Annotated in this window: 12 protein-coding genes; 5 read left to right on the top strand and 7 right to left on the bottom strand. The window is 72.3% G+C overall.

Annotation, left to right across the window (positions count from 1 at the left end; genetic code table 11):
- Positions 1 to 38 precede the first annotated feature (38 nt).
- Both IG86_RS0110355 and pta read right to left on the bottom strand, forming a co-directional pair.
- Complete coding sequence (locus IG86_RS0110355; protein WP_030896437.1) at positions 39 to 1,253, bottom strand: acetate kinase; 1,215 nt, start codon at positions 1,251 to 1,253, stop codon at positions 39 to 41.
- Between the two features lie 55 nt (positions 1,254 to 1,308).
- Positions 1,309 to 3,399, bottom strand: coding sequence for a phosphate acetyltransferase (gene pta / locus IG86_RS0110350; RefSeq protein ID WP_030896435.1), 2,091 nt, complete (start codon positions 3,397 to 3,399; stop codon positions 1,309 to 1,311).
- A gap of 273 nt (positions 3,400 to 3,672) precedes the next feature.
- Here pta and IG86_RS0110345 point away from each other — a divergent pair, with 273 nt between their 5' ends.
- Complete coding sequence (locus IG86_RS0110345) at positions 3,673 to 4,698, top strand: ATP-dependent 6-phosphofructokinase (protein WP_030896432.1); 1,026 nt, start codon at positions 3,673 to 3,675, stop codon at positions 4,696 to 4,698.
- A gap of 240 nt (positions 4,699 to 4,938) precedes the next feature.
- Positions 4,939 to 6,957 carry a hypothetical protein gene (locus IG86_RS0110340; protein ID WP_030896430.1) on the top strand — a complete coding sequence of 673 codons (2,019 nt, stop codon included), beginning with the start codon at positions 4,939 to 4,941 and terminating at the stop codon, positions 6,955 to 6,957.
- Positions 6,958 to 6,979: 22 nt separating this feature from the next.
- Here IG86_RS0110340 and IG86_RS0110335 read toward each other — a convergent pair whose 3' ends face one another.
- On the bottom strand, positions 6,980 to 7,600 hold the full coding sequence (locus tag IG86_RS0110335) for a helix-turn-helix domain-containing protein (protein ID WP_078905873.1): 621 nt from the start codon (positions 7,598 to 7,600) through the stop codon (positions 6,980 to 6,982).
- A gap of 386 nt (positions 7,601 to 7,986) precedes the next feature.
- Here IG86_RS0110335 and IG86_RS0110330 point away from each other — a divergent pair, with 386 nt between their 5' ends.
- Entirely contained in the window at positions 7,987 to 8,379 is a 393-nt protein-coding gene (locus IG86_RS0110330; RefSeq protein WP_030826724.1) for a MerR family transcriptional regulator, read from the top strand.
- Positions 8,380 to 8,400: 21 nt separating this feature from the next.
- Positions 8,401 to 8,745 (top strand): thioredoxin, encoded by a 345-nt coding sequence (gene trxA / locus IG86_RS0110325; RefSeq protein WP_030896423.1) that lies wholly within the window; start codon positions 8,401 to 8,403, stop codon positions 8,743 to 8,745.
- Here trxA and glgB read toward each other — a convergent pair.
- The 4 genes from glgB to IG86_RS0110305 all read right to left on the bottom strand — a co-directional run bounded on the left by glgB (position 8,735) and on the right by IG86_RS0110305 (position 16,358).
- Positions 8,735 to 11,023: a 1,4-alpha-glucan branching enzyme gene (gene glgB, locus IG86_RS0110320; RefSeq protein WP_030896421.1), complete on the bottom strand. Its 2,289-nt coding sequence runs from the start codon at positions 11,021 to 11,023 to the stop codon at positions 8,735 to 8,737. The two genes, trxA and glgB, sit on opposite strands and share 11 nt — an antisense overlap.
- On the bottom strand, positions 11,020 to 12,471 hold the full coding sequence (locus IG86_RS0110315; protein ID WP_063761507.1) for a maltokinase N-terminal cap-like domain-containing protein: 1,452 nt from the start codon (positions 12,469 to 12,471) through the stop codon (positions 11,020 to 11,022). The genes glgB and IG86_RS0110315 overlap by 4 nt, the downstream gene beginning before the upstream one ends.
- A gap of 177 nt (positions 12,472 to 12,648) precedes the next feature.
- Positions 12,649 to 14,367 carry a maltose alpha-D-glucosyltransferase gene (gene treS, locus IG86_RS0110310; RefSeq protein ID WP_030826712.1) on the bottom strand — a complete coding sequence of 573 codons (1,719 nt, stop codon included), beginning with the start codon at positions 14,365 to 14,367 and terminating at the stop codon, positions 12,649 to 12,651.
- Positions 14,364 to 16,358 (bottom strand): alpha-1,4-glucan--maltose-1-phosphate maltosyltransferase, encoded by a 1,995-nt coding sequence (locus IG86_RS0110305; protein ID WP_030826709.1) that lies wholly within the window; start codon positions 16,356 to 16,358, stop codon positions 14,364 to 14,366. The genes treS and IG86_RS0110305 overlap by 4 nt, the downstream gene beginning before the upstream one ends.
- A gap of 1,725 nt (positions 16,359 to 18,083) precedes the next feature.
- On the opposite strand from IG86_RS0110305, the gene glgP reads away from it, so the two are divergent.
- Positions 18,084 to 20,720 carry an alpha-glucan family phosphorylase gene (gene glgP, locus IG86_RS0110300; protein WP_030896420.1) on the top strand — a complete coding sequence of 879 codons (2,637 nt, stop codon included), beginning with the start codon at positions 18,084 to 18,086 and terminating at the stop codon, positions 20,718 to 20,720.
- Positions 20,721 to 20,784 lie beyond the last annotated feature (64 nt).

Below are 20,784 nucleotides of genomic sequence, written 5' to 3'. Positions count from 1 at the left end.
CGCAGCGGAATATTCCGGCTGGTGGAAAGTCCAAGTGACTACTGGGTAACCAGCGCGTACGCCTGGGTGGCGATCTCCAGTTCCTCATCCGTCGGGACCACCGCCACGGCCACCCGGGCATAATCCGCCGAAACCAGGCGCGGCTGCGGGGAACGCGCCGCATTGGCTTCGAGATCCAGCGCCAGGCCCAGCTCGGCCAGGCCGTCGAGCGCGGCCTCCCGGACCTGGTAGGCGTTCTCGCCGACCCCGGCCGTGAACGCCACCGCGTCCACCCGCCCGAGCACCGCCGAGTAGGCCCCGATGTACTTCTTCAGCCGGTGGACGTACGCGTCGAAGGCCAGGCGCGCCGTCGCGTCGCCCTCGCCCGCCCGCCGCAGCACCTCGCGCATGTCGTTGTCGCCGCACATGCCCAGCAGACCGCTCTTCTTGTTCAGGAGCGAATCGATCTCATCCACCGAGAGGCCGCCCACCCGCGCCAGGTGGAAGACGACCGCCGGGTCGAGATCGCCCGAGCGGGTGCCCATGACCAGCCCCTCCAGCGGGGTCATGCCCATGGACGTCTCCACGCAGACCCCGCCGCGCACGGCCGAGGCGGAGGCGCCGTTGCCCAGGTGCAGCACGATCACGTTCACGTCCTCCACCGGCCGGCCGAGCAGGCCGGCCGTCGCCCGGGAGACGTAGGCGTGGGAGGTGCCGTGGAAGCCGTACCGCCGGACGGAGTACGCGTCCGCGGTCGCGGCGTCGATCGCGTACCGCGCCACGTACTCCGGCATGGTCGAGTGGAAGGCGGTGTCGAAGACGGCGATCTGGGGGATGTCCGCGCGCAGCGAGCGCGCCACCTCGATGCCCGTGACGTTCGCCGGGTTGTGCAGCGGCGCCAGGGGGATCAGGTTGCGGATCTCCGTGAGCACCTCGTCGTCGATCACCGTCGGCCGGGTGAACCTCGTCCCGCCGTGAACCACCCGGTGCCCCACCGCGGCCAGCTCGGGGGAGTCCAGACCCGTCCCGTCGGCGGCGAGCTCGGCGGCCACGGCCTTCAGCGCGGCCTCGTGGTCCGCGATCGGGCCGGTCCGCTCGCGCTTGCCGCCGGCCGCCGCCGGGCCGGCGAGCGGCTCGTGCACCAGCCGGGAGGTCTCCTCGCCGATGCGCTCGACCAGGCCGACGGCCAGACGCGACCGGTCCGCCATGTCGAGGAGCTGGTACTTGACGGACGAGGAGCCGGAGTTGAGGACGAGTACGCGCGATGCGGTCACGGTGCGGGTCTTTCCTTGTCGCGGGCGGTGAGGAGGGGAGGGGGAGGGGAAGGGGTCAGGCGGTGGCGGCGGGACCCGGCGCGCCCTGCGCCTGGATGGCGGTGATGGCCACGGTGGTGACGATGTCCTGGACGAGCGCGCCGCGCGAGAGGTCGTTGACCGGCTTGCGCAGACCCTGGAGCACCGGGCCGACCGCGACGGCGCCCGCCGAACGCTGCACGGCCTTGTACGTGTTGTTGCCGGTGTTGAGGTCGGGGAAGATCAGCACCGTCGCCCGGCCGGCCACCTCCGACCCCGGCAGCTTCGTCGCGGCGACCGAGGGCTCCACGGCCGCGTCGTACTGGATCGGGCCCTCGACGGCCAGATCGGGGCGCTGCTCGCGGACGATCTCGGTGGCCTTGCGCACCTTGTCGACGTCCGCGCCCGAACCGGAGGTGCCGGTCGAGTACGAGAGCATCGCGATCCGCGGCTCGACGCCGAAGGCGGCGGCGGTCGCGGCCGACTGGACGGCGATGTCGGCGAGTTGCTCGGCGTTCGGGTCCGGGTTGACCGCGCAGTCGCCGTAGACGAGGACCCGGTCGGCCAGGCACATGAAGAAGACCGAGGAGACGATGGACGCCTCCGGCTTGGTCTTGATGATCTCGAAGGCCGGGCGGATGGTCGCGGCGGTGGAGTGCACCGAGCCGGAGACCATGCCGTCGGCCAGGCCCCGCTGGACCATCAGGGTGCCGAAGTAGTTGACGTCGGTGACGACGTCGTGGGCCAGCTCGACGGTCATGCCCTTGTGGGCGCGGACCTGCGCGTAGTACTCGGCGAAACCTTCCCGCAGCGGGGAGGTCGCCGGGTCGATGAGCTGCGCGCCCGAGATGTCGACGCCGAGGTCGCCGGCCTTCTTCAGGATCGCCTGCTCCTCGCCCAGCAGGGTCAGGTCGCAGACGCCCCGGCGCAGCACCACGTCCGCGGCGCGCAGCACGCGCTCCTCGGCGCCCTCGGGCAGCACGACGCGGCGGCGCTCGGAGCGGGCCCGCTCCAGCAGCTCGTGCTCGAACATCATCGGGGTGACGCGCTCGGAGCGGGCCACCGAGAGCAGGCCGCGCAGCTCGCCGGTGTCCACGTGCCGTTCGAAGAGGCCGAGGGCGGTCTCCAGCTTGCGCGGGGTCGCCGAGTTCAACCGGCTCTGCAGCGAGAACAGTTCGGCGGCGGTCGGGAAGCTGTTGCCGGCCACCGACACCACGGGCGTGCCGGGCGCCAGCTTCGAGGCCAGCGTCAGCACGTCCTTGCTCGGGCGCTCGTTCAGGGTGAGCAGGACGCCGGCGATCGGCGGGGTGCCCGAGGTGTGCGCGGCCAGCGCGCCGACGAGGAGGTCCGAGCGGTCGCCGGGGGTCACGACCAGGCAGCCGGGGGTCAGGGCGTTCAGGAAGTTCGGCAGCATGGCGCCGCCGAAGACGAAGTCCAGGGCGTCGCGGGCCAGGCCCGCCTCGTCGCCGAGCAGCACCTCGCCGCCGAGGGCCCGGGTGATCTGGGCGACGGTCGGGGCGGACAGCGACTTGTCGTCCGGCAGCACGTAGCAGGGCACGGGGAGGCGGGCCGCCAGCCGCTCGGCTATCAGGTCGCGGTCCTCCGCGGCCACCCGGTTGACGACCATCGCGACGACGTGGCAGCCCAGGCTCTCGTACGCGCGGTAGGCGTTGCGGGCCTCGGCGCGCACGGTCTCTGCGGGGTGCTTGGTGCCGCCCACGACGGGGACGACGACCGCGCCCAGCTCGTTGGCGAGGCGGGCGTTGAGCGCCAGCTCGTCGGGGAGGTTGGTGTCGGCGTAGTCGGTGCCGAGGACGAGCACGACCTCGTAGTCGCGGGCCAGCCGGTGGTAGCGGTCGACCAGCTGGGAGACCAGCTCGTCGGCGCCCTTCTCGGCCAGGATCGCCGAGGCCTCGCGGTACTCCATCCCGTAGGCCGTCGAGGCGTCCTGGTCGATCCGGTAGCGGGCCTTGAGGAGGTCGAAGAGGCGGTCGGGTGCGTCGTGGAGCAACGGTCGGTAGACGCCGACCCGGCCCGTCTGCCGGGTCAGGAGTTCCATGATCCCGAGTTCGACGACCTGTCGGCCGTCCCCCCGCTCGATACCGGTCACGTACACGCTGCGCGTCACGCGTGCTCTCCGTCTCTTGGTGTGGTCGATCGACCCGGTTGGGGTGGCTTGCCCTCTTGACAATACCTCTGTCAATGGATAGGGCGCCCGATGGAACAAAGCCCTGGTCCGGGGGGTCGGAAGGCCCTCCGGGGCGAGTGGCGCGGAGCGCGCCCCACCCGGAGCGCATGGAACAATCGGACAGGCGGCACCAATACGCCCTACATATGTACGGGCCGGCGCAGGCACCCTCGCACACGGCCGGGTGCGACCAGGAGCAGGAGACACAGCACGATGCGTATCGGAGTTCTCACCGCGGGCGGCGACTGTCCGGGCCTCAACGCTGTCATCCGTTCGGTCGTACACCGCGCCGTGGTCGGGCACGGCGACGAGGTCATCGGCTTCGAGGACGGCTTCAAGGGCCTCCTCGACGGCCACTTCCGCCCCCTCGACATCAACGCCGTCAGCGGCATCCTCGCCCGCGGCGGCACGATCCTCGGCTCGGCGCGCATGGAGCGGGCCCGGCTCCACGAGGCCGCCGAGAACGCGCAGGAGCTGGCCACCCGCTACGGCATCGACGCCCTCATCCCGATCGGCGGCGAAGGCACCCTGACCGCCTCCCGGATGCTGTCCGACGCCGGGATGCCGGTCGTCGGCGTACCGAAGACCATCGACAACGACATCTCCTCCACCGACCGCACCTTCGGCTTCGACACCGCCGTCATGGTCGCCACCGAGGCCATCGACCGCCTCAAGACCACCGCCGAGTCGCACCAGCGCGTGATGGTCGTCGAGGTCATGGGCCGGCACGCGGGCTGGATCGCCCTGGAGTCCGGCATGGCCGGCGGCGCGCACGGGATCTGCCTGCCGGAACGCCCCTTCGAGGTGGACGCCCTGGTGAAGATGGTGGAGGAACGCTTCTCCCGCGGCAAGAAGTTCGCTGTGATCTGCGTCGCCGAGGGCGCGCATCCGGCCGAGGGCTCCATGCCGTACGAGAAGGGCGCGATCGACGCCTACGGCCACGAGCGCTTCGCCGGCATCGGCAACCGCCTCGCCATCGAGCTGGAGCACCGCCTGGGCAAGGAGGCCCGCCCGGTCATCCTCGGCCACGTCCAGCGCGGCGGCACCCCCACCGCCTACGACCGCGTCCTCGCGACCCGCTTCGGCTGGCACGCCGTGGAGGCCGTCCACCGCGGTGAATTCGGCAACATGACCGCCCTGCGCGGCACCGACATCGTGATGGCCCCCCTCGCCCACGCGGTCACCGAGCTGAAGACGGTCCCCGAGGGCCGCATGTACGAGGCCGAATCGGTCTTCTGACCCGCGCGGCCCGGACCCGCCCGCCCCACCGCCCCACCCGCCGAGCCGGGACTCCGGTCCCTCCCTTCCCGCCGAACGGCCCCCCGACACACCGCTCCGGGCCCCGCCGATTGCTCCGGACCCGCTGGATATCATTCCGGCGGGGGGATGGGTCAGCTGAGTCGTGTGCACGTGTAGGGCCCGCATGTCCGGGGCTCGTCCTCCGTTCGCACGCACTCGATGGAAAGGTGACCCACTCCCGTGGCGACCAGCTCTGCCGTCCTGACCCCCGAACCGGTCCTGACCAGACCGGAAACCGTGGTCACCGGCCCCGCCCCACGGCGGAGTCCCTCCGTCCTCGCCGCAGCCCTCGCCGCGTCCTGGGCGGTGCCGCTGCTGCTCCACGCGGTCGCCCTCGACGTACTGCTCCTGCCCGTCCTGATCCTGACGATCGCCGCCCTGATCCGGGTGGGCGGCGGGCTGCTCGACCGCCTCGTGGTCTCCGCCTTCCTGCTCTGCGGCGCCGTGATGGCCCTCGGCCTGCTCTTCTCCGTCTGGCCGTGGGGCCTGGCCCCCGTGCCCGGGGCCGGCCTGCTGCTGACGACCGCCTCCGTGTCCGGCTGGCTGGCCCGCCGCCGACCCCGCATCCCGCTGCGGCTGCGCGGCTCGGACGCGCTGGTCGTCGCCACCGTGGCCGTGGTCTGGCACTACGTCCACCACCCGGTGGCCGGCAAGTCCGCCGCCGACCGGCTGGCCTACTTCGTCACGTCCGAGGACCGGATGGGGCACTTCTCGTACTTCACCGGCATCCGGCAGGTCGGCGGCTACGCCTTCCTGCACCAGGACGCCGCCAGGACGTACATGATGACCCCGTCCGAGGCGGTCTACCCCCAGGGCTCCCACTTCCTGCTGGCCTGGATCGACTCCCTGGTGACGTCCTCGGCCCAGGCGGGCTCCGCCCTCGCCATGACGAACCGGTACTTCCTCTATGTACTCGCCGCCTACGCGCTGTTCTGCGGGGCACTGGTCTGGGCAGCCCGCTGGATCGGCGGCCCGCGCCTGCGCGGCTGGCGCGCGGCCGCGGTCTGCGCCACCGTCGCCGCGGTGATGATGTCCGGCTCGATGGCGGAACTGATCGAGCGCGGCTTCGACTCCGAGACCATCGGCCTGCTGTTCCTGGCCCTGGCCCTCGCCCTGCTGGTACGCCCCGCGACGGGCAGGGCCGAGTTCGTCCTCGTCGCGATGGCCGGGCTGATCGCCGTCACCTACGTCTACAACCTCTACGGCGCCCTCGTCGGCCTCGCCCTGACCGCGGTGCTGCTCGTCCACCGGCGCCGGTTCACCGGACGCTGGGTCCCGGTCCTCGCGGCACTCGCCGGCGCCGCCCTCGTGGCGGCACTGCCCAGCGTCTTCTCCGTCCTCACGAAGCTGGACGTCGCCAAGACCTCGAACCTGGCCGGCCCGATGGTCATACCCGACCGACCGGTCTTCATCGGACTCGGGCTGCTGGCGCTGGTCGTCGCCACCCTCCCGGTGAACCGCCGGACCGGCACCGGCCGGATGGTGCTGGCTGTCGTCCTCGGCGCGGCCACGGTGATCGGCGTCTTCGGCGCCTGGCAGAAGGCCACCATCGGCTACTACTCGTACTACTTCGAGAAGCTGACCGCCGCAGGGCTGGTGATCGCCCTCCTTTCGCTCGGCCTCACCGGGCTGATGCTGCCCGCCGCCGGGAGCACTGCGGGAACCGCGCTGCGTCGCCGGGCGGACCTGCTGCTGCGCTCCGGCCTCGCGGCGGCGGCGGCGCTGGCACTGTTCGGCGGCGTCCAGTGGGGCGTGCCCTCCGGCTGGGGCCACCCCTCGGCCTGGTACGACAGCCCCATGCTCAAGTGGACCCGGGGCGAGGCCAGGAGCGCCGACATCGCCCGGCCCGCCGCCGCCCTCACCGAACGCGACCTGCGCGGGGCCACCTCGCCGGTGATCGCCCTCTACAGCAACGACGCCTACCTCAACCTCAGGTCGACCTTCCTCGCCCAGATCCTCACCAAGCAGGGGGGCGGCATGGTCGGGCTGTACGAGGTCTTCTACGTCAAGGTCGGCGGACCCGTCGCCGTCGAGGAGAAGGAGTACCAGGCTTCGCTGGGCCACCTGAAGACCGCGATCGCCTCGTGCCCGGCCCCGCCCACCGTCCTCGTGGGCGACCCGAAGACCGCCGACCGGATCAGGCACGACCTGGCGGCCGGCGGCATCGCCGCCACCGTGGTCGACGCGCCACTGCCGTAGCTCCGGGCGGCGCGGACACGACCTAGGCCGCGCCGCCCGCGAGCTGCCAGAAGCGGTCCACGATGCCCGTGAGGAACTCGCGGCCCGCGTCCCCGCTGGCGGCCTCGCCCTGGCCGCCCCAGCTCAGCGTCGCCACCATCCGCGACTGGTAGTCCCCGTGCAGCTGCTCCAGCACCCGCTCCAGGTGCTGCTTGGGGATCGGCAGCAGCTTGCCCAGCGGCTTCACGTACGCCTGCCAGCGCGTGGTGACCGCGCTGCGCAGCAGCTCGGCCAGCTCCTCGTGCTTGCCGGTCGCCGTCACGAACTGGGCCAGGGTCAGCCCGAGCACCGTGGCGAGGGCGGCGGACTGCCGCTCGTTGCCCTTCCAGCGCCCGGTGTCCTCCATCTTCTGGTAGGAGCTCGTCTCCAGGCCGATCCGCCGGGCCAGTTCGTCCGCACCCAGCCCGCGGGCCATCCGGTGCTCCCGCAACGTGACCGGCTCGGCGAGCAATTCGCCCGGCGCACACCACAGGACGCCCGCGAGCGCCGTGAGCTCGGCGGACGACGGTGATATCTCCCCGCGCTCCCAGGCCATCACCGTCTCGGGCGTGACGACGAGTCCGTACTGGGCCCGCAGGCCGTAGGCGACATGTCCGGGAGCCATGCCCAGGGCCGCGCGCAGGCGCCGCGCGGCGGGGGCATTGAATGGTGGGCTGGAGTGCACACCGCACACCGTAGAAGTGGCCGGGCTGCGCCGCCTACAGACCAAACAAACAAGCCCATACCTCGTAGGAACGTCCTATGAAGTAGCGGGCTTTTGGCGAGTTTTCCGGCGACTGTCCGGTAATCGGGGCACTCGAAGATCCAGTACTGAGTACGGTTCCAGCCAAGTCCCCGCGACGCAAGACCCCACACACGGCCTCCACGGAATGTGAACCGGAACCCCCTCCCGTACGTGGTTCCTGTGGGGCCCTCGCATACGGGGGTGGCGAGGGCCCCGCCCTGCGCACCCCTTGCCTTGACGTCGGCGTCAACGCATACGGTCGGGCCATGCGCATCGGCGAACTGGCGAAACGGGCCGGGACCAGCACCCGGACGCTCAGGTACTACGAGGCGCGCGGGCTGCTGCCCGCGCGGCGTGCGGACAACGGCCACCGGACCTACGACGAGGACGACCTGCGGCTGCTGCGGGAGATCCGCACCCTCCAGGACTTCGGCTTCGAACTGGAAGAGACCCGGCCGTTCCTGGAGTGCCTGCGGGCCGGTCACCCGGCCGGGGACTCCTGCCCCGCCTCGCTCGCCGTCTACCGGCGCAAGCTCGCCGAGCTGGACGACCTGATCGGCCGGCTCGCAGACGTACGGGACCAGGTCGAGCGGCAGCTCGCCGGCGCCGAGGAGGCGGCCGGCGGGGCCGCCGCCCCGCGCTGCGAAATGACGCCCTGACCCCACGAGAGAGGAATCGACATGGTGCACGCCCACGGAGTGGCCGAGGTGACCGACACGGACTTCGAGGCCGAGGTGCTCGCCGAGCGCGGCAGGGCCGTCCTCGTCGAGTTCACGGCCGACTGGTGCGGCCCCTGCCGCCAGCTCGCACCGGTGCTGTCCGCGATCGCCGCCGAGGAGGCCGACCGCCTGAAGGTCGTGCAGATCGACGCGGACCGCAACCCCGAGGCCGTGACCCGGTACGGGGTGCTGTCCATGCCGACCCTGCTCGTCTTCCGCGACGGCGAACCCGTCCGCCAGATGGTCGGCGCCCGGCCCAAGCGCCGCCTCCTGCAGGAACTGGAGGACCAGCTCGCTACGGCCTGAGCCAGATCGTCGCCAGCGGCGGCAGCGTCATCCGCAGGCTCGCCGGGCGGCCCTGGGCCGGCACCGGCTCGGGCCGCAGCGCCTGCCCGTGGTGGACCCCGCTGCCGCCGTACGCCTCCATGTCGGTGTTGAGGACCTCACGCCACAGCGGCACCTCCTCCGGCACCCCGATCCGGTAGCCATGCCGGACCACGGGCGAGAAGTTGGACACCGCCAGCAGCTGCGAGCCGTCCTGCGCGTACCGCAGGAAGGCGAAGACGTTGTCCTCCGCCGCGTCCGCCTCCACCCAGGCGAAGCCCTCCGGCACGGTGTCGCGTTCCCACAGCGCCGGCGCCGCCCTGTAGGTGCGGTTCAGGTCGCGCACGAGGTCGCGCACGCCCCGGTGGTCGCCGGCCGCCGCATAGGAGGAGTCCAGCAGCCACCAGTCCGGCCCGTAGCTCTCCGACCACTCCGACCCCTGGGCGAACTCCTGCCCCATGAAGAGCAGTTGCTTGCCCGGGTGGGCCCACATGAAGCCCAGGTACGCCCGGTGCGCGGCCCGCTGCTGCCACCAGTCGCCCCCCGGCATCTTCGACACGAGCGAACGCTTGCCGTGCACCACCTCGTCGTGCGAGATCGGCAGCACGTAGTTCTCGCTGAAGGCGTAGATCATCCCGAAGGTCATGTCGTGGTGGTGGTACTTGCGGTGCACCGACTCCTTCGACATGTAGCGCAGGGTGTCGTGCATCCAGCCCATGTTCCACTTCAGCCCGAAGCCCAGCCCGCCGCCGTCCGTCGGCCGCGTCACGCCGTTCCAGGCGGTGGACTCCTCCGCGATGGTCACCACCCCCGGGCAGCGCCGGTAGACGGTGGCGTTCATCTCCTGCAGGAACCCCACCGCGTCCAGGTTCTCCCGGCCGCCGTGCTCGTTGGGCGTCCACTCGCCCTCGCTGCGCGAGTAGTCCAGGTAGAGCATCGAGGCCACCGCGTCCACGCGCAGCCCGTCCACGTGGAACTCCTCGCACCAGTACACGGCGTTGGCGACGAGGAAGTTGCGGACCTCCTTGCGCCCGTAGTCGAACTCCAGCGTCCCCCAGTCCGGATGCGCGGCCCGCCGCGGGTCCTGGTGCTCGTACAGCGCCCGCCCGTCGAACTCGGCGAGCGCCCACTCGTCCCGCGGGAAGTGCGCCGGCACCCAGTCGACGATCACGCCGATCCCGGCCCGGTGCAGCGAGTCCACGAGGAAGCGGAAGTCGTCCGGCGTGCCCATCCGCGAGGTCGGCGCGTAGAAACCGGTGACCTGGTACCCCCACGAGCCGCCGAAGGGGTGCTCGGCCACCGGCATCATCTCCACGTGCGTGAAGCCCAGCTCCTTGACGTACGCGGGGAGCTGCTCGGCGAGCTGCCGGTAGGACAGTCCGGGCCGCCAGGACGCCAGGTGCAGCTCGTACACCGAGAAGGGGGCCTGGTGCGGGGCGCGGGCTCCGCGCCGCGCCATCCACTCCGCGTCCTGCCACTCGTACTGCGACGCCGCGACCACCGAGGCGTTCGCCGGCGGGACCTCCGCGGACCGGGCCATCGGGTCGGCGCGCAGCGTGTGGCTGCCGTCCGGGCGCGTGATGTCGTACTTGTAGAGCGTCCCGGCGCCCACGCCGGGCAGGAACAGCTCCCAGACGCCGCTCGCGCCGAGCGAGCGCATCGGATGGGCGACGGAGTCCCAGTAGGAGAAGTCCCCGGTGACCCGCACCCCCTGCGCGTTCGGCGCCCACACCGTGAACCGGGTCCCCGCCACGCCCTGGTGCTCCATCGGCTGGGCGCCCAGCGCCGTCCACAGCTGCTCGTGGCGGCCCTCGCCGATCAGGTGCAGGTCCAGCTCGCCGAGGGCGGGCAGGAACCGGTAGGGGTCGTGGATCTCGATCTCGTCGTTGTCGTACGCCACCAGCAGCCGGTAGTCCGGCACCGCCGTCAGCGGCAGCAGCCCCGAGAACAGCCCGTCGCCGTCGTCGTGGAGCTCGGCCCGCAGCCCCTTGGCGATGACCGTGACCGCCTTGGCGTAGGGGCGCAGCACCCGGAAGGCCACCCCGCCGCGCTGGGTGCGCGCGCCCAGTACCGCGTGCGGGTCGTGGTGGCGGCCCTCCAGCAGCCGGGCCCGTTCCTCGGAGCCGAGCACCGGCGCCGGCCGGACCCCGTGCGGAGGGGCGGCGCGGCGGGCCCGGGGAGTGCGGGGCTTCTTGGCCGCCGCCGGGGCGGGTGCGGCATCGTCGCGGACGGTCGGTGACGGCTGTCGTGCGGCGCTCACGCGAGCGGCCTCCTCGGGGGCTTCGGGTGGGGAAGCGGGTGGGCGGAGAGGGTGCCCGGGGCGGGCGGGGTCGGCGGCACGCGGTGGGCGGGCCGCGCGGGCTCCGAGAGCCGCCGGATCGCGGCCATCGGGACGTGCAGCCAGTCGGGACGGTGCCGGGACTCGTAACGGGCCTCGTACACGGCCTTGTCGGTCTCGTACGCCCGCAGCAGTACGGGGTCCTCGCGCGGGTCCCGGCCGGTGGTGCGGGCGTAGCCCTCGCAGAAGGCCGCCCGGCAGTCGTCCGCCCAGGCGGGGGCGAACGGCCGGTGCGAGCGGGCGGCGTAGTCGAAGGAACGCAGTATCCCGGCGATGTCGCGCACCGCCGGTTCGGGGCGGCGCCGGTCGGCCAGGGGCCGGGCCGGCTCGCCCTCGAAGTCGATCAACGACCAGCTGCCGTCCAGGGTGCGCAGGGTCTGACCCAGATGGAGGTCACCGTGGATGCGCTGGGCCGCCACCCCCGTCCCGCGGGACGCGGCCAGTGCGTCGAACGCCCCCCGCAGCCCGGCCTCGTAGGGCCGCAGCGCCGCCACCTCCCGGGCGGTGGCCGCCAGTCGAGCCGTCATCCCGGCGGCCAGCCGGGCGGTCTGCTCGGGGCCGAGCGCGACGGTGGGCAGGGCCGCGGCGAGCGCGCTGTGCACCTCGGCCGTGGCCCGGCCGAGCGCGTGCGCCTCGGCGGTGAAGTCCTCGCCGGCGCCGAGCCGACGCAGTGCGAGCTGCCAGCCGTCGTCGGAGCCGCGCAGGTACGGCTGGAGCACCCCCAGGGTCAGCGCTTCGCCGCCGGGCGGCTCGGCCTCGTACCAGGCGACGGGCGCCGGCACCCGCGCGCAGCCGGCGGCGGCCAGCGCCCTGGGCAGCTCCAGGTCCGGGTTGACGCCGGGGCCGACCCGGCGGAAGACCTTCAGGATGAACGAATCTCCGTAGATCAGGGAGGAGTTCGTCTGTTCCCCGGACAGCGGCCGGGGAGTGAGCCCCGCCGGGATGGGCGTGGCCGGGTCCCGGTCGAAGCGCAGCGGGCCGAGCGCCCCGGGGGAGCGCAGCCGTTCCAGCAGCATGGCCGCGAGCCGGGGGTCCCCCAGCGCCTCGTAGATCACGCGGCCGGCGTACGGCCCCTCCTCGGCGTGGCCGATCAGGGTGGGCGCGAGGGCGGGCGGCAGGGACGGGCGGATGCCCAGCAGCAGCTGGTAGCAGTCCCCGTCCACGTCGAGGAGCACGTGCAGCAGTCCGGGGGTGGAGCCGGGGGGCAGCAGGTCGGCCGCCGAGACGGTCGTGAGTCTGCTGATGGCCCGGCCCTTGCCCGCGAACCAGCGCTGGGCGGGCAGCCAGGCCCGCAGCATCGGTTCCAGCGGGGCGATCCCGGCGGCCCGGTCGGCAGTGAGCCGGCTCCGGGCGGATGCAGCCTCCGACATGGCGTCGCGTCCTTTCCCCGGGCCGTCACAGAATGCGCAGAGTGTCCCGGATGCGCGGCAGTTGCTTCTCCGGCATGTGCGAGTGTCGGGTCAGGATGATCCGTACAGGGGCGGGCGATTGACCCGTTCGAGCCGCCCGCCCCTTGGTCGAGGCGTGTCCGCCTGTGACCGTGCCGGCTATTCGGCGCGGCGGTCACCGCGCTGTTCGGCACGCAGCCGGAACCAGTAGAAGCCGTGTCCCGCCAGGGTCAGCAGGTACGGCCACTCGCCGATCGGCGGGAAGCGCACATCACCCGTGAGCTCCACCGGTACCCGCCCGTTGAACGACTGCAGGTCCAGCTCGGTGGGCTGCGCGAAGCGCGAGAAGTTGTGCACGCACAGCACCAGGTCGTCCCCGTACTCGCGCAGGAACGCGAGCACCGCCGGGTTGGACGACTGCAGTTCGGTGTACGAGCCGAGGCCGAAGGCGGGGTTCGCCTTGCGGATCTCGATCAGCCGGCGGGTCCAGTGCAGCAGCGAGGAGGGCGACGCCATGGCCGCCTCGACATTGGTGACCTGGTACCCGTAGACCGGGTCCATGATGACCGGCAGGTTCAGCCTGCCCGGATCGCACGAGGAGAAACCGGCGTTGCGGTCCGGGGTCCACTGCATGGGGGTGCGCACGCCGTCGCGGTCGCCCAGCCAGATGTTGTCGCCCATGCCGATCTCGTCGCCGTAGTAGAGGACCGGCGAGCCGGGCAGCGACAGCAGCAGGGCCGTGAACAGCTCCATCTGGTTGCGGTCGTTGTCCAGGAGCGGCGCGAGGCGGCGGCGGATGCCGATGTTGGCCCGCATCCGCGGGTCCTTGGCGTACTCGGCGTACATGTAGTCGCGCTCTTCGTCCGTGACCATTTCGAGGGTGAGCTCGTCGTGGTTGCGCAGGAAGATGCCCCACTGGCAGTTCTTCGGGATGGCCGGGGTCTTGGCCAGGATCTCGGAGACCGGGTAGCGCGACTCTCTTCGCACCGCCATGAAGATGCGCGGCATGACGGGGAAGTGGAACGCCATGTGGCACTCGTCGCCGCCCTTGGCGAAGTCCCCGAAGTAGTCGACGACGTCCTCGGGCCACTGGTTTGCCTCGGCGAGCAGCACCGTGTCCGGGTAGTGCGCGTCGATCTCCGCCCGGACTCTCTTCAGCAGCTGGTGGGTGCGCGGGAGGTTCTCGCAGTTGGTGCCCTCCTCGGCGTACAGGTAGGGCACGGCGTCGAGACGGAAGCCGTCGATGCCGAGGTCCAGCCAGAACCGGAGGGCGGAGATGATCTCCTCCTGGACGGCCGGGTTCTCGAAGTTGAGGTCCGGCTGGTGGGAGAAGAAGCGGTGCCAGTAGTACTGCTTGCGGACCGGGTCGTACGTCCAGTTCGAGGTCTCGGTGTCGACGAAGATGATCCGGGCGTCCTGGTACTGCTTGTCGTTGTCGGCCCACATGTAGTAGTCGCCGTAGGGGCCCTCCGGGTCCTTGCGCGACTGCTGGAACCACTCGTGCTGGTCGCTCGTGTGGTTCATGACGAAGTCGATGATCACCCGCATGCCGCGGGTGTGCGCGGCGTCCACGAACTCCACGAAGTCGGCGAGGTCGCCGAACTCGGGCAGCACGGAGGTGTAGTCGGAGACGTCGTAGCCCCCGTCGCGCAGGGGAGAGGCGAAGAACGGCGGCAGCCACAGGCAGTCGACGCCGAGCCACTGGAGGTAGTCCAGTTTGGCGGTGAGGCCCTTGAGGTCCCCGACGCCGTCGCCGTTGCTGTCGTGGAAGGAGCGGACGAGGACCTCGTAGAAGACGGCCCGCTTGAACCAGTCGGGATCGCGGTCCTTGGCGGGGGTGTCCTCGAAGGTGTCGTGGACGGGATCGTTGATCATCATGTGGTGGGTGACCCTCCGGTGGGCGGGGACGGTCGCAGAGCGGCCAGTACGTGCGCGGGCGTGCGGCCCGGCTCTAGGCGCACGTAGTTCGCCCTGCCCCAGTGATAGGTCTCGCCGGTGAGCTCGTCGCGCACCGCGAGGGACCCGTGCCAGTCGAGGCCGAGTACCGGCATGTCCAACGAGACCGTCGCCTCCTGGGTGTGGTGCGGATCGAGGTTGACGACCACCAGTACGGAATTGGCGCCCGCGTGCTTCGAATAGGCGATCACCTGTTCGTTGTCGGTCGGGTGGAAGTGGATGTCGCGCAGCTGCTGGAGCGCGGGGTTGCGCCGGCGCAGCCGGTTCAGGGCGGTGATCAGCGGGGCGATGGTGCGGCCCTCGCGGTCGGCGGCGGCCCAGTCGCGCGGCCGGAACTCGTACTTCTCGGAGTTCAGGTACTCCTCGCTGCCCTCGCGCACCGGCGTGTTCTCGCACAGCTCGTAGCCGGAGTAGATCCCCCAGGTGGGCGACATGGTGGCGGCGAGGACCGCGCGCACCTCGAAGGCGGGACGGCCGCCCTTCTGGAGGTACTCGTGCAGGATGTCGGGCGTGTTCACGAAGAAGTTCGGCCGCATCACCGAGGCGGAGGCGGTGGCGGACAGCTCGGTCAGGTACTCGGTCAGCTCGGCCTTGGTGTTGCGCCAGGTGAAGTACGTGTACGACTGCTGGAAGCCGACGGCGGCGAGCGCGCGCATCATCGCGGGCCGGGTGAAGGCCTCCGCCAGGAAGATCACGTCCGGGTCGGACTTGTTGATGTCCGCGATCACCTTCTGCCAGAAGACGACCGGCTTGGTGTGCGGGTTGTCGACACGGAAGATGCGCACCCCGTGGTCCATCCAGTGCCGCAGGATCCGGCAGGTCTCCTCGACGATGCCGGCCATGTCGGTGTCGAAGTGGACCGGGTAGATGTCCTGGTACTTCTTCGGCGGGTTCTCGGCGTACGCGATCGTCCCGTCGGCGCGGTGGCGGAACCACTCCGGGTGCTTCTCCACCCACGGGTGGTCGGGGGAGCACTGCAGGGCGAAGTCCAGCGCGATCTCCATGCGCAGCTCGCGGGCGCGCGCGACGAAGGCGTCGAAGTCCTCGATGGTGCCCAGTTCGGGGTGGACCGCCTCGTGCCCGCCCTCGGTGGAGCCGATGGCCCACGGCACGCCCGGATCCCAACTCCCGGCGGAGAGCGTGTTGTTCGGGCCCTTCCGGTAGGTGCTGCCGATCGGGTGGATGGGCGGCAGGTAGACCACGTCGAAGCCCATCGCGGCGATCGCGGGCAGCCGCTCGGCGGCGGTCCGGAAGGTGCCGCTGACCGGAGCCTCGCCGGGCTCCACCACCGCTCCCTCGGAGCGCGGGAACATCTCGTACCAGGAGCCGAAGAGGGCCCGCTTGCGCTCGACGATCACGGGCAGCGGCTTGGACGCGGTGACCAGCTCCCGGTAGGGGCGCCTGGCGAGCGCGGCGGTCACCGCGGGGGCGAGGGCGGCCTCGTACCGCTCGGCGGCCGGCAGGTCCTCGTCCCGCATGATGTCGGCGGCGGCCAGGACGGCCTCGCGGCCGTCGCGCTTGGGGATCCGGGCGGCGGCCCGCTCGTAGAGCTCCGAGCCCTCCAGCAGCACCAGCCCGGTGTCGATCCCGGCGGGGATCTTGATCGCGGCATGGGCCCGCCAGGTGCCCACCGGGTCGCTCCACGCCTCGACGGTGTACGTCCACCTCCCCTCGACCTCGGCGGAGACCCGGGCGCCCCACCGGTCGGTGCCGGGAGCGAGTTCGCTCATCGGCACGGGGGGCCGCAGCCGCCCCTTCGGATCACGCAGGACGACGTGGGCGGAGAGGGCGTCGTGTCCTTCGCGGAACACGGTGGCGGAGATCTCGAAGACCTCGTCCACGACCGCCTTGGCGGGTCTGGCGCCGCAGTCGACGGCGGGGCGGACGTCCAGCACGGGAATGCGACCGATCATGATGGGATCACCTGGGGGCAGTTCGCAGGGCTCGGTGACAACAGGCCAGCCGGTATCACGACTGGTAGTGCACGCTCTGTTCGCTCTGTTTCTAGCCGCTCAAGAGACGGCTGGGCTGCGGGCATGGCCGCTCCTGTCCGCGTTCACTCGGGTGGCGGGGAGAGGGTTTGTGGGCGGGTGCGCCGTGCGTGTACCACGTGTACCCGGGGAGCCCTTCCCACTCTCCTCCCGCCCAATCCGCGCACTTGGTTAACTACTCGTACGTAGTGGCACGGGCAATACCAAGGCTCCGCTCGACATCCGGCGGGGCTCCGTCAAGTCGGCTGGGACTAGGTGACGTAGGAGCCCGAATCATCGGTCACAGCGGTCTCCGGAGCCTCTCGGGAACCACCCGCGCGGGGGTACGGGAGACAGCGGGTCGCCGGCGCCGTGGGGTGGGAGTGACCCCTGTTTCACAGGATTTGAGAGATGTGGCCGAAAAAAGCCCGCCTTGGCGTGCCGTGCCGTGCCGTGCCGTGCCGTGCCGTGCCGTGGCGTGGCGACGGCCGTCGTGCGCGGGACGCTGCCGGCGCTCCGTGCGCACGGGACCGCAGGCCCGATGCCGCCTCCGGGCCGCCGCTCGGCGTCACCGCGTGGGCCCGGCCCGGCGCCGAGGCCGACCGGGTGGGCGCCCGGTGCGCGGGACGCTGCCGGGGCTCCGTGCGCACGGGACCGCACCCTCCTGCCGCAGGTGCCGGAGACCTACCGGTCCGAGCCGGACCGGGGCTCCGCACCGGGCGCGGTCGGCCGTGAGCCGGCGGACGTCCCGGACGAGCTCGGCCGGGACGTCGACGGAAGGCTCCGGCTCCGCGGCGGCGGCGGGGCACGGCGCCATGCCCGTCAGCGCCGCCGGCCTGCCGGCCGGGACGCCCGAGGACGGCTGCGAAGTCGGCAACGAGCTCCGGGGGCAGCGGCTCGCTGCCGTGGCCGACCCGCCCGTAGCCGGAGGCGACCCGGGGCGTGTCTTTCGGATCGTGCCGGGCCCGCGTGCCCGGCACCGGGCCTCGCCGCGTTGTCGGGGCTCCCGCGTACGTCCGGTACGCGGGGGGCTCCTCCGCCTTGCAATCGCACGCACCGGACCCCGCCGCGCCCGCCCTCCGGGCGGTCGGTGCTACTGCGCGGACACTCCCTGGTACCGGCCGGTGGGCAGCAGAAAGGTCCTGGCCGTCGCCGACCGGCTGAGGTTCCGGTTCCGCGCCATGCGCACCGGCGCACCGCCGCCCGCCGCCCGCCGCCCGCCGCCCGCTGCTCGGGCGCCAGGGCCGGCGCATGCCGTACGGGCCGGGGAACGCTCCACCCGGCGCTCGCGTCCAGCGCCGCCAGGCCGTCGGGGACGGCCACCCCGGCCGCCGCGAACAGGTCCGCCACATGGACCCCCTGGGGGCGCGAGAGCCGCCGGAGCAGGATCCCGTCAGGCGCTGCGCCGTGGAACACCGCTGCCACCTCGGACTCGGCGACACCGGTGAGCGGGGCCGGCGAGGCGACGTCCAGCCGCGACGCGCACCGGCCGGTCCGGCGACTCACCGAAGCCCGCCTACCCGGCCACCCGCACCCCCCGGACCACGCCGCCCGCCGCAGGCGGCATGGCCGGAATGCGGGGGCGTCGCTAGCCTTCCCGGGGTGATGCGCGGGTGCACAGCGTGGTGCGGCCGCTCCGATCCGCAATCCCCTGCGAAGGTGGAACGTGTGAAGGCTATCCGTCGATTCACCGTGCGCCCCGTCCTCCCGGAATCCCTGCTGCCGCTCACCGATCTCGCGCGCAACCTGCGCTGGTCGTGGCATGCCGAGACCCGCGAACTCTTCCAATCCGTCGACCCCGAGGGCTGGCAGGCCGCCGGCGGAGATCCCGTCCGGCTGCTCGGCACGGTCTCCGCCGCCAGGCTCGAGGAACTGGCCGCAGACCGCCGGTTCCTGCGGCGCCTCGCCGTCGCCGCCGCCGACCTCGATGACTACGTGAACGGCGGGAGGTGGTACCAGAGCCGGGAGAACGGCGCGGAACTGCCCGCCGCCATCGCCTACTTCTCCCCCGAATTCGGCATCACCGCCGCCCTGCCCCAGTACTCCGGCGGCCTCGGCATCCTCGCCGGGGACCACCTGAAGGCCGCCAGCGACCTCGGGGTCCCGCTCATCGGCGTGGGACTCCTCTACCGGCACGGCTACTTCCGCCAGTCGCTCTCCCGCGACGGCTGGCAGCAGGAGCACTATCCCGTCCTCGACCCCAACGAACTCCCGCTCGGCCTGCTCCGCCAGGACGACGGCACCCCCGCCCGCGTCTCGCTGACCCTGCCCGGCGGCCGCGCCCTGCACGCCCACATCTGGCAGGCACGCGTCGGGCGCGTACCCCTGCTGCTCCTGGACTCCGACGTCGAGGACAACGACGCCGCCGCACGCGAGGTGACCGACCGGCTCTACGGCGGCGGCAGCGACCACCGGCTCCTCCAGGAGATGCTGCTCGGCATCGGCGGGGTGCGCGCGGTGCGCGCCTACTGCGGGATCACCGGCCATCCCGAGCCCGAGGTCTTCCACACCAACGAGGGCCACGCCGGCTTCCTGGGGCTGGAGCGCATAAGGGAACTGGAGCGGGAGCGGGGCCTCGGCTTCGACGCCGCCGTCGAGGCGGTGCGCGCCGGGACCGTGTTCACCACGCACACCCCCGTCCCGGCCGGGATCGACCGCTTCGAGCGGAGCCTGGTCGCCCGGCACTTCGGCGAGGGCGGGGAGCTGGCCGGGGTACCGGTCGAGCGGATCCTGGAACTCGGCGCGGAGTCCTTCCCCGGCGGCGACCCAGGCGTGTTCAACATGGCGGTGATGGGACTGCGGCTGGCCCAGCGGGCCAACGGCGTGTCCACCCTGCACGGCGCGGTCAGCCGGGAGATGTTCGCCGGGCTGTGGCCCGGCTTCGACCCGGCCGACGTGCCCATCACCTCCGTGACCAACGGCGTCCACGCCCCGACCTGGGTGGCACCCGAGGTCGTCCGGCTCGGCGCCCGCCAGATCGGAGCGGGCCGCACCGAGGACGCCCTGTCGGTCGGCGGCTCGCGGCGCTGGGACGCGGTCGCCGACATCCCCGACCAGGACGTGTGGGACCTGCGCCGGGTGCTGCGCGAGCAGCTGGTGCAGGAGGTGCGGGACCGGCTGCGGGCCTCGTGGCTCCAGCGCGGGGCCGCCGCCGCCGAACTGGGCTGGGTGGACTCCGTACTCGACCCCGACGTGCTGACCATCGGCTTCGCCCGGCGCGTGCCCTCGTACAAGCGGCTGACGCTGATGCTGCGCGACCCGGACCGGCTGCGCAGACTGCTGCTGGACCCGGAGCGGCCCGTGCAGATCGTCGTGGCGGGCAAGGCGCACCCGGCCGACGACGGCGGCAAGCGGCTCGTGCAGGAACTGGTGCGCTTCGCGGACGACCCGAGGGTGCGCCACCGGATCGTCTTCCTGCCCGACTACGGCATGGCCATGGCGCAGAAGCTCTACCCGGGCTGTGACGTCTGGCTGAACAACCCGCTGCGCCCGCTGGAGGCGTGCGGTACGAGCGGGATGAAGGCCGCGCTGAACGGCTGTCTCAACCTGTCCGTCCTGGACGGGTGGTGGGACGAGTGGTTCGAGCCGGACTTCGGCTGGGCCATCCCGACCGCCGACGGGCTCGGTGCGGACGAGGACCGCCGGGACCACCTGGAGGCGAGCGCCCTCTACGAGTTGATCGAGGGCCGGGTCGCGCCCCGCTTCTACGACCGGGCCGGGCGCGCCGGGCTCCCGGTGCGGTGGATCGAGATGGTCCGGCGCACGCTCGTGTCGCTGGGGCCGAAGGTCCTCGCCGGACGGATGGTGCGCGAGTACGTGGAGCGGCTGTACGCGCCGGCCGCGCTCGCCCACCGCGCCCTCACCGCCGACGCGGCGCGGGACCTCGCCTGGTGGAAGGGCCGGGTCCGGGCGGCGTGGCCGCGGGTCGGCGTCGAGCACGTGGAGGCGCTGGCCGCGGCTCCCGTGAACGGCACCGCCGAGCTGGGGTCCACCCTCACGCTGCGGGTGCAGGTGTCCCTGGACTCCCTCGCGCCCGAGGACGTGGAGGTGCAGGCGGTCGCGGGCCGGGTGGACCCGCAGGACGTGATCCGGGACGGGCGGACCTTCCCGCTCAAGCCGGCCACCGGTCCCGACCTGGAGGGCCGCTGGGTGTACGAGGGGCCGCTCGCCCTCGACCGCACCGGGCCCTTCGGCTACACGGTCCGCATCCTGCCGACGCACCCGCTGCTGGCGACCCCGGCCGAACTGGGCCTGGTCGCGGCCCCCGCGGACACGGACAACGGCGGCGGGGTACTGCTGCGCTAGGTCGTGTCCGCGAAGTCCCGCCTGCGCGGTCCGGGCTTCGCGGGCACTTCCCAGGCCCCGTCGT

The organism is Streptomyces virginiae, assembly GCF_000720455.1.
GTDB lineage: Bacteria > Actinomycetota > Actinomycetes > Streptomycetales > Streptomycetaceae > Streptomyces > Streptomyces virginiae.
The sequence above is the reverse complement of the archived record's forward strand: the minus strand, read 5'-3'. Positions and strand labels throughout refer to the sequence as shown.

Bases quoted from the DNA above. Each gene is read 5' to 3' on its own strand.
- IG86_RS0110345 (WP_030896432.1), top strand. From the start codon at position 3,673: ATGCGTATCGGAGTTCTCACCGCGGGCGGCGACTGTCCGGGCCTCAAC.
- IG86_RS0110335 (WP_078905873.1), bottom strand. From the start codon at position 7,600: ATGGCTCCCGGACATGTCGCCTACGGCCTGCGGGCCCAGTACGGACTC.
- IG86_RS0110330 (WP_030826724.1), top strand. From the start codon at position 7,987: ATGCGCATCGGCGAACTGGCGAAACGGGCCGGGACCAGCACCCGGACG.
- trxA (WP_030896423.1), top strand. From the start codon at position 8,401: ATGGTGCACGCCCACGGAGTGGCCGAGGTGACCGACACGGACTTCGAG.
- IG86_RS0110315 (WP_063761507.1), bottom strand. From the start codon at position 12,471: ATGTCGGAGGCTGCATCCGCCCGGAGCCGGCTCACTGCCGACCGGGCC.
- treS (WP_030826712.1), bottom strand. From the start codon at position 14,367: ATGATGATCAACGATCCCGTCCACGACACCTTCGAGGACACCCCCGCC.
- IG86_RS0110305 (WP_030826709.1), bottom strand. From the start codon at position 16,358: ATGATCGGTCGCATTCCCGTGCTGGACGTCCGCCCCGCCGTCGACTGC.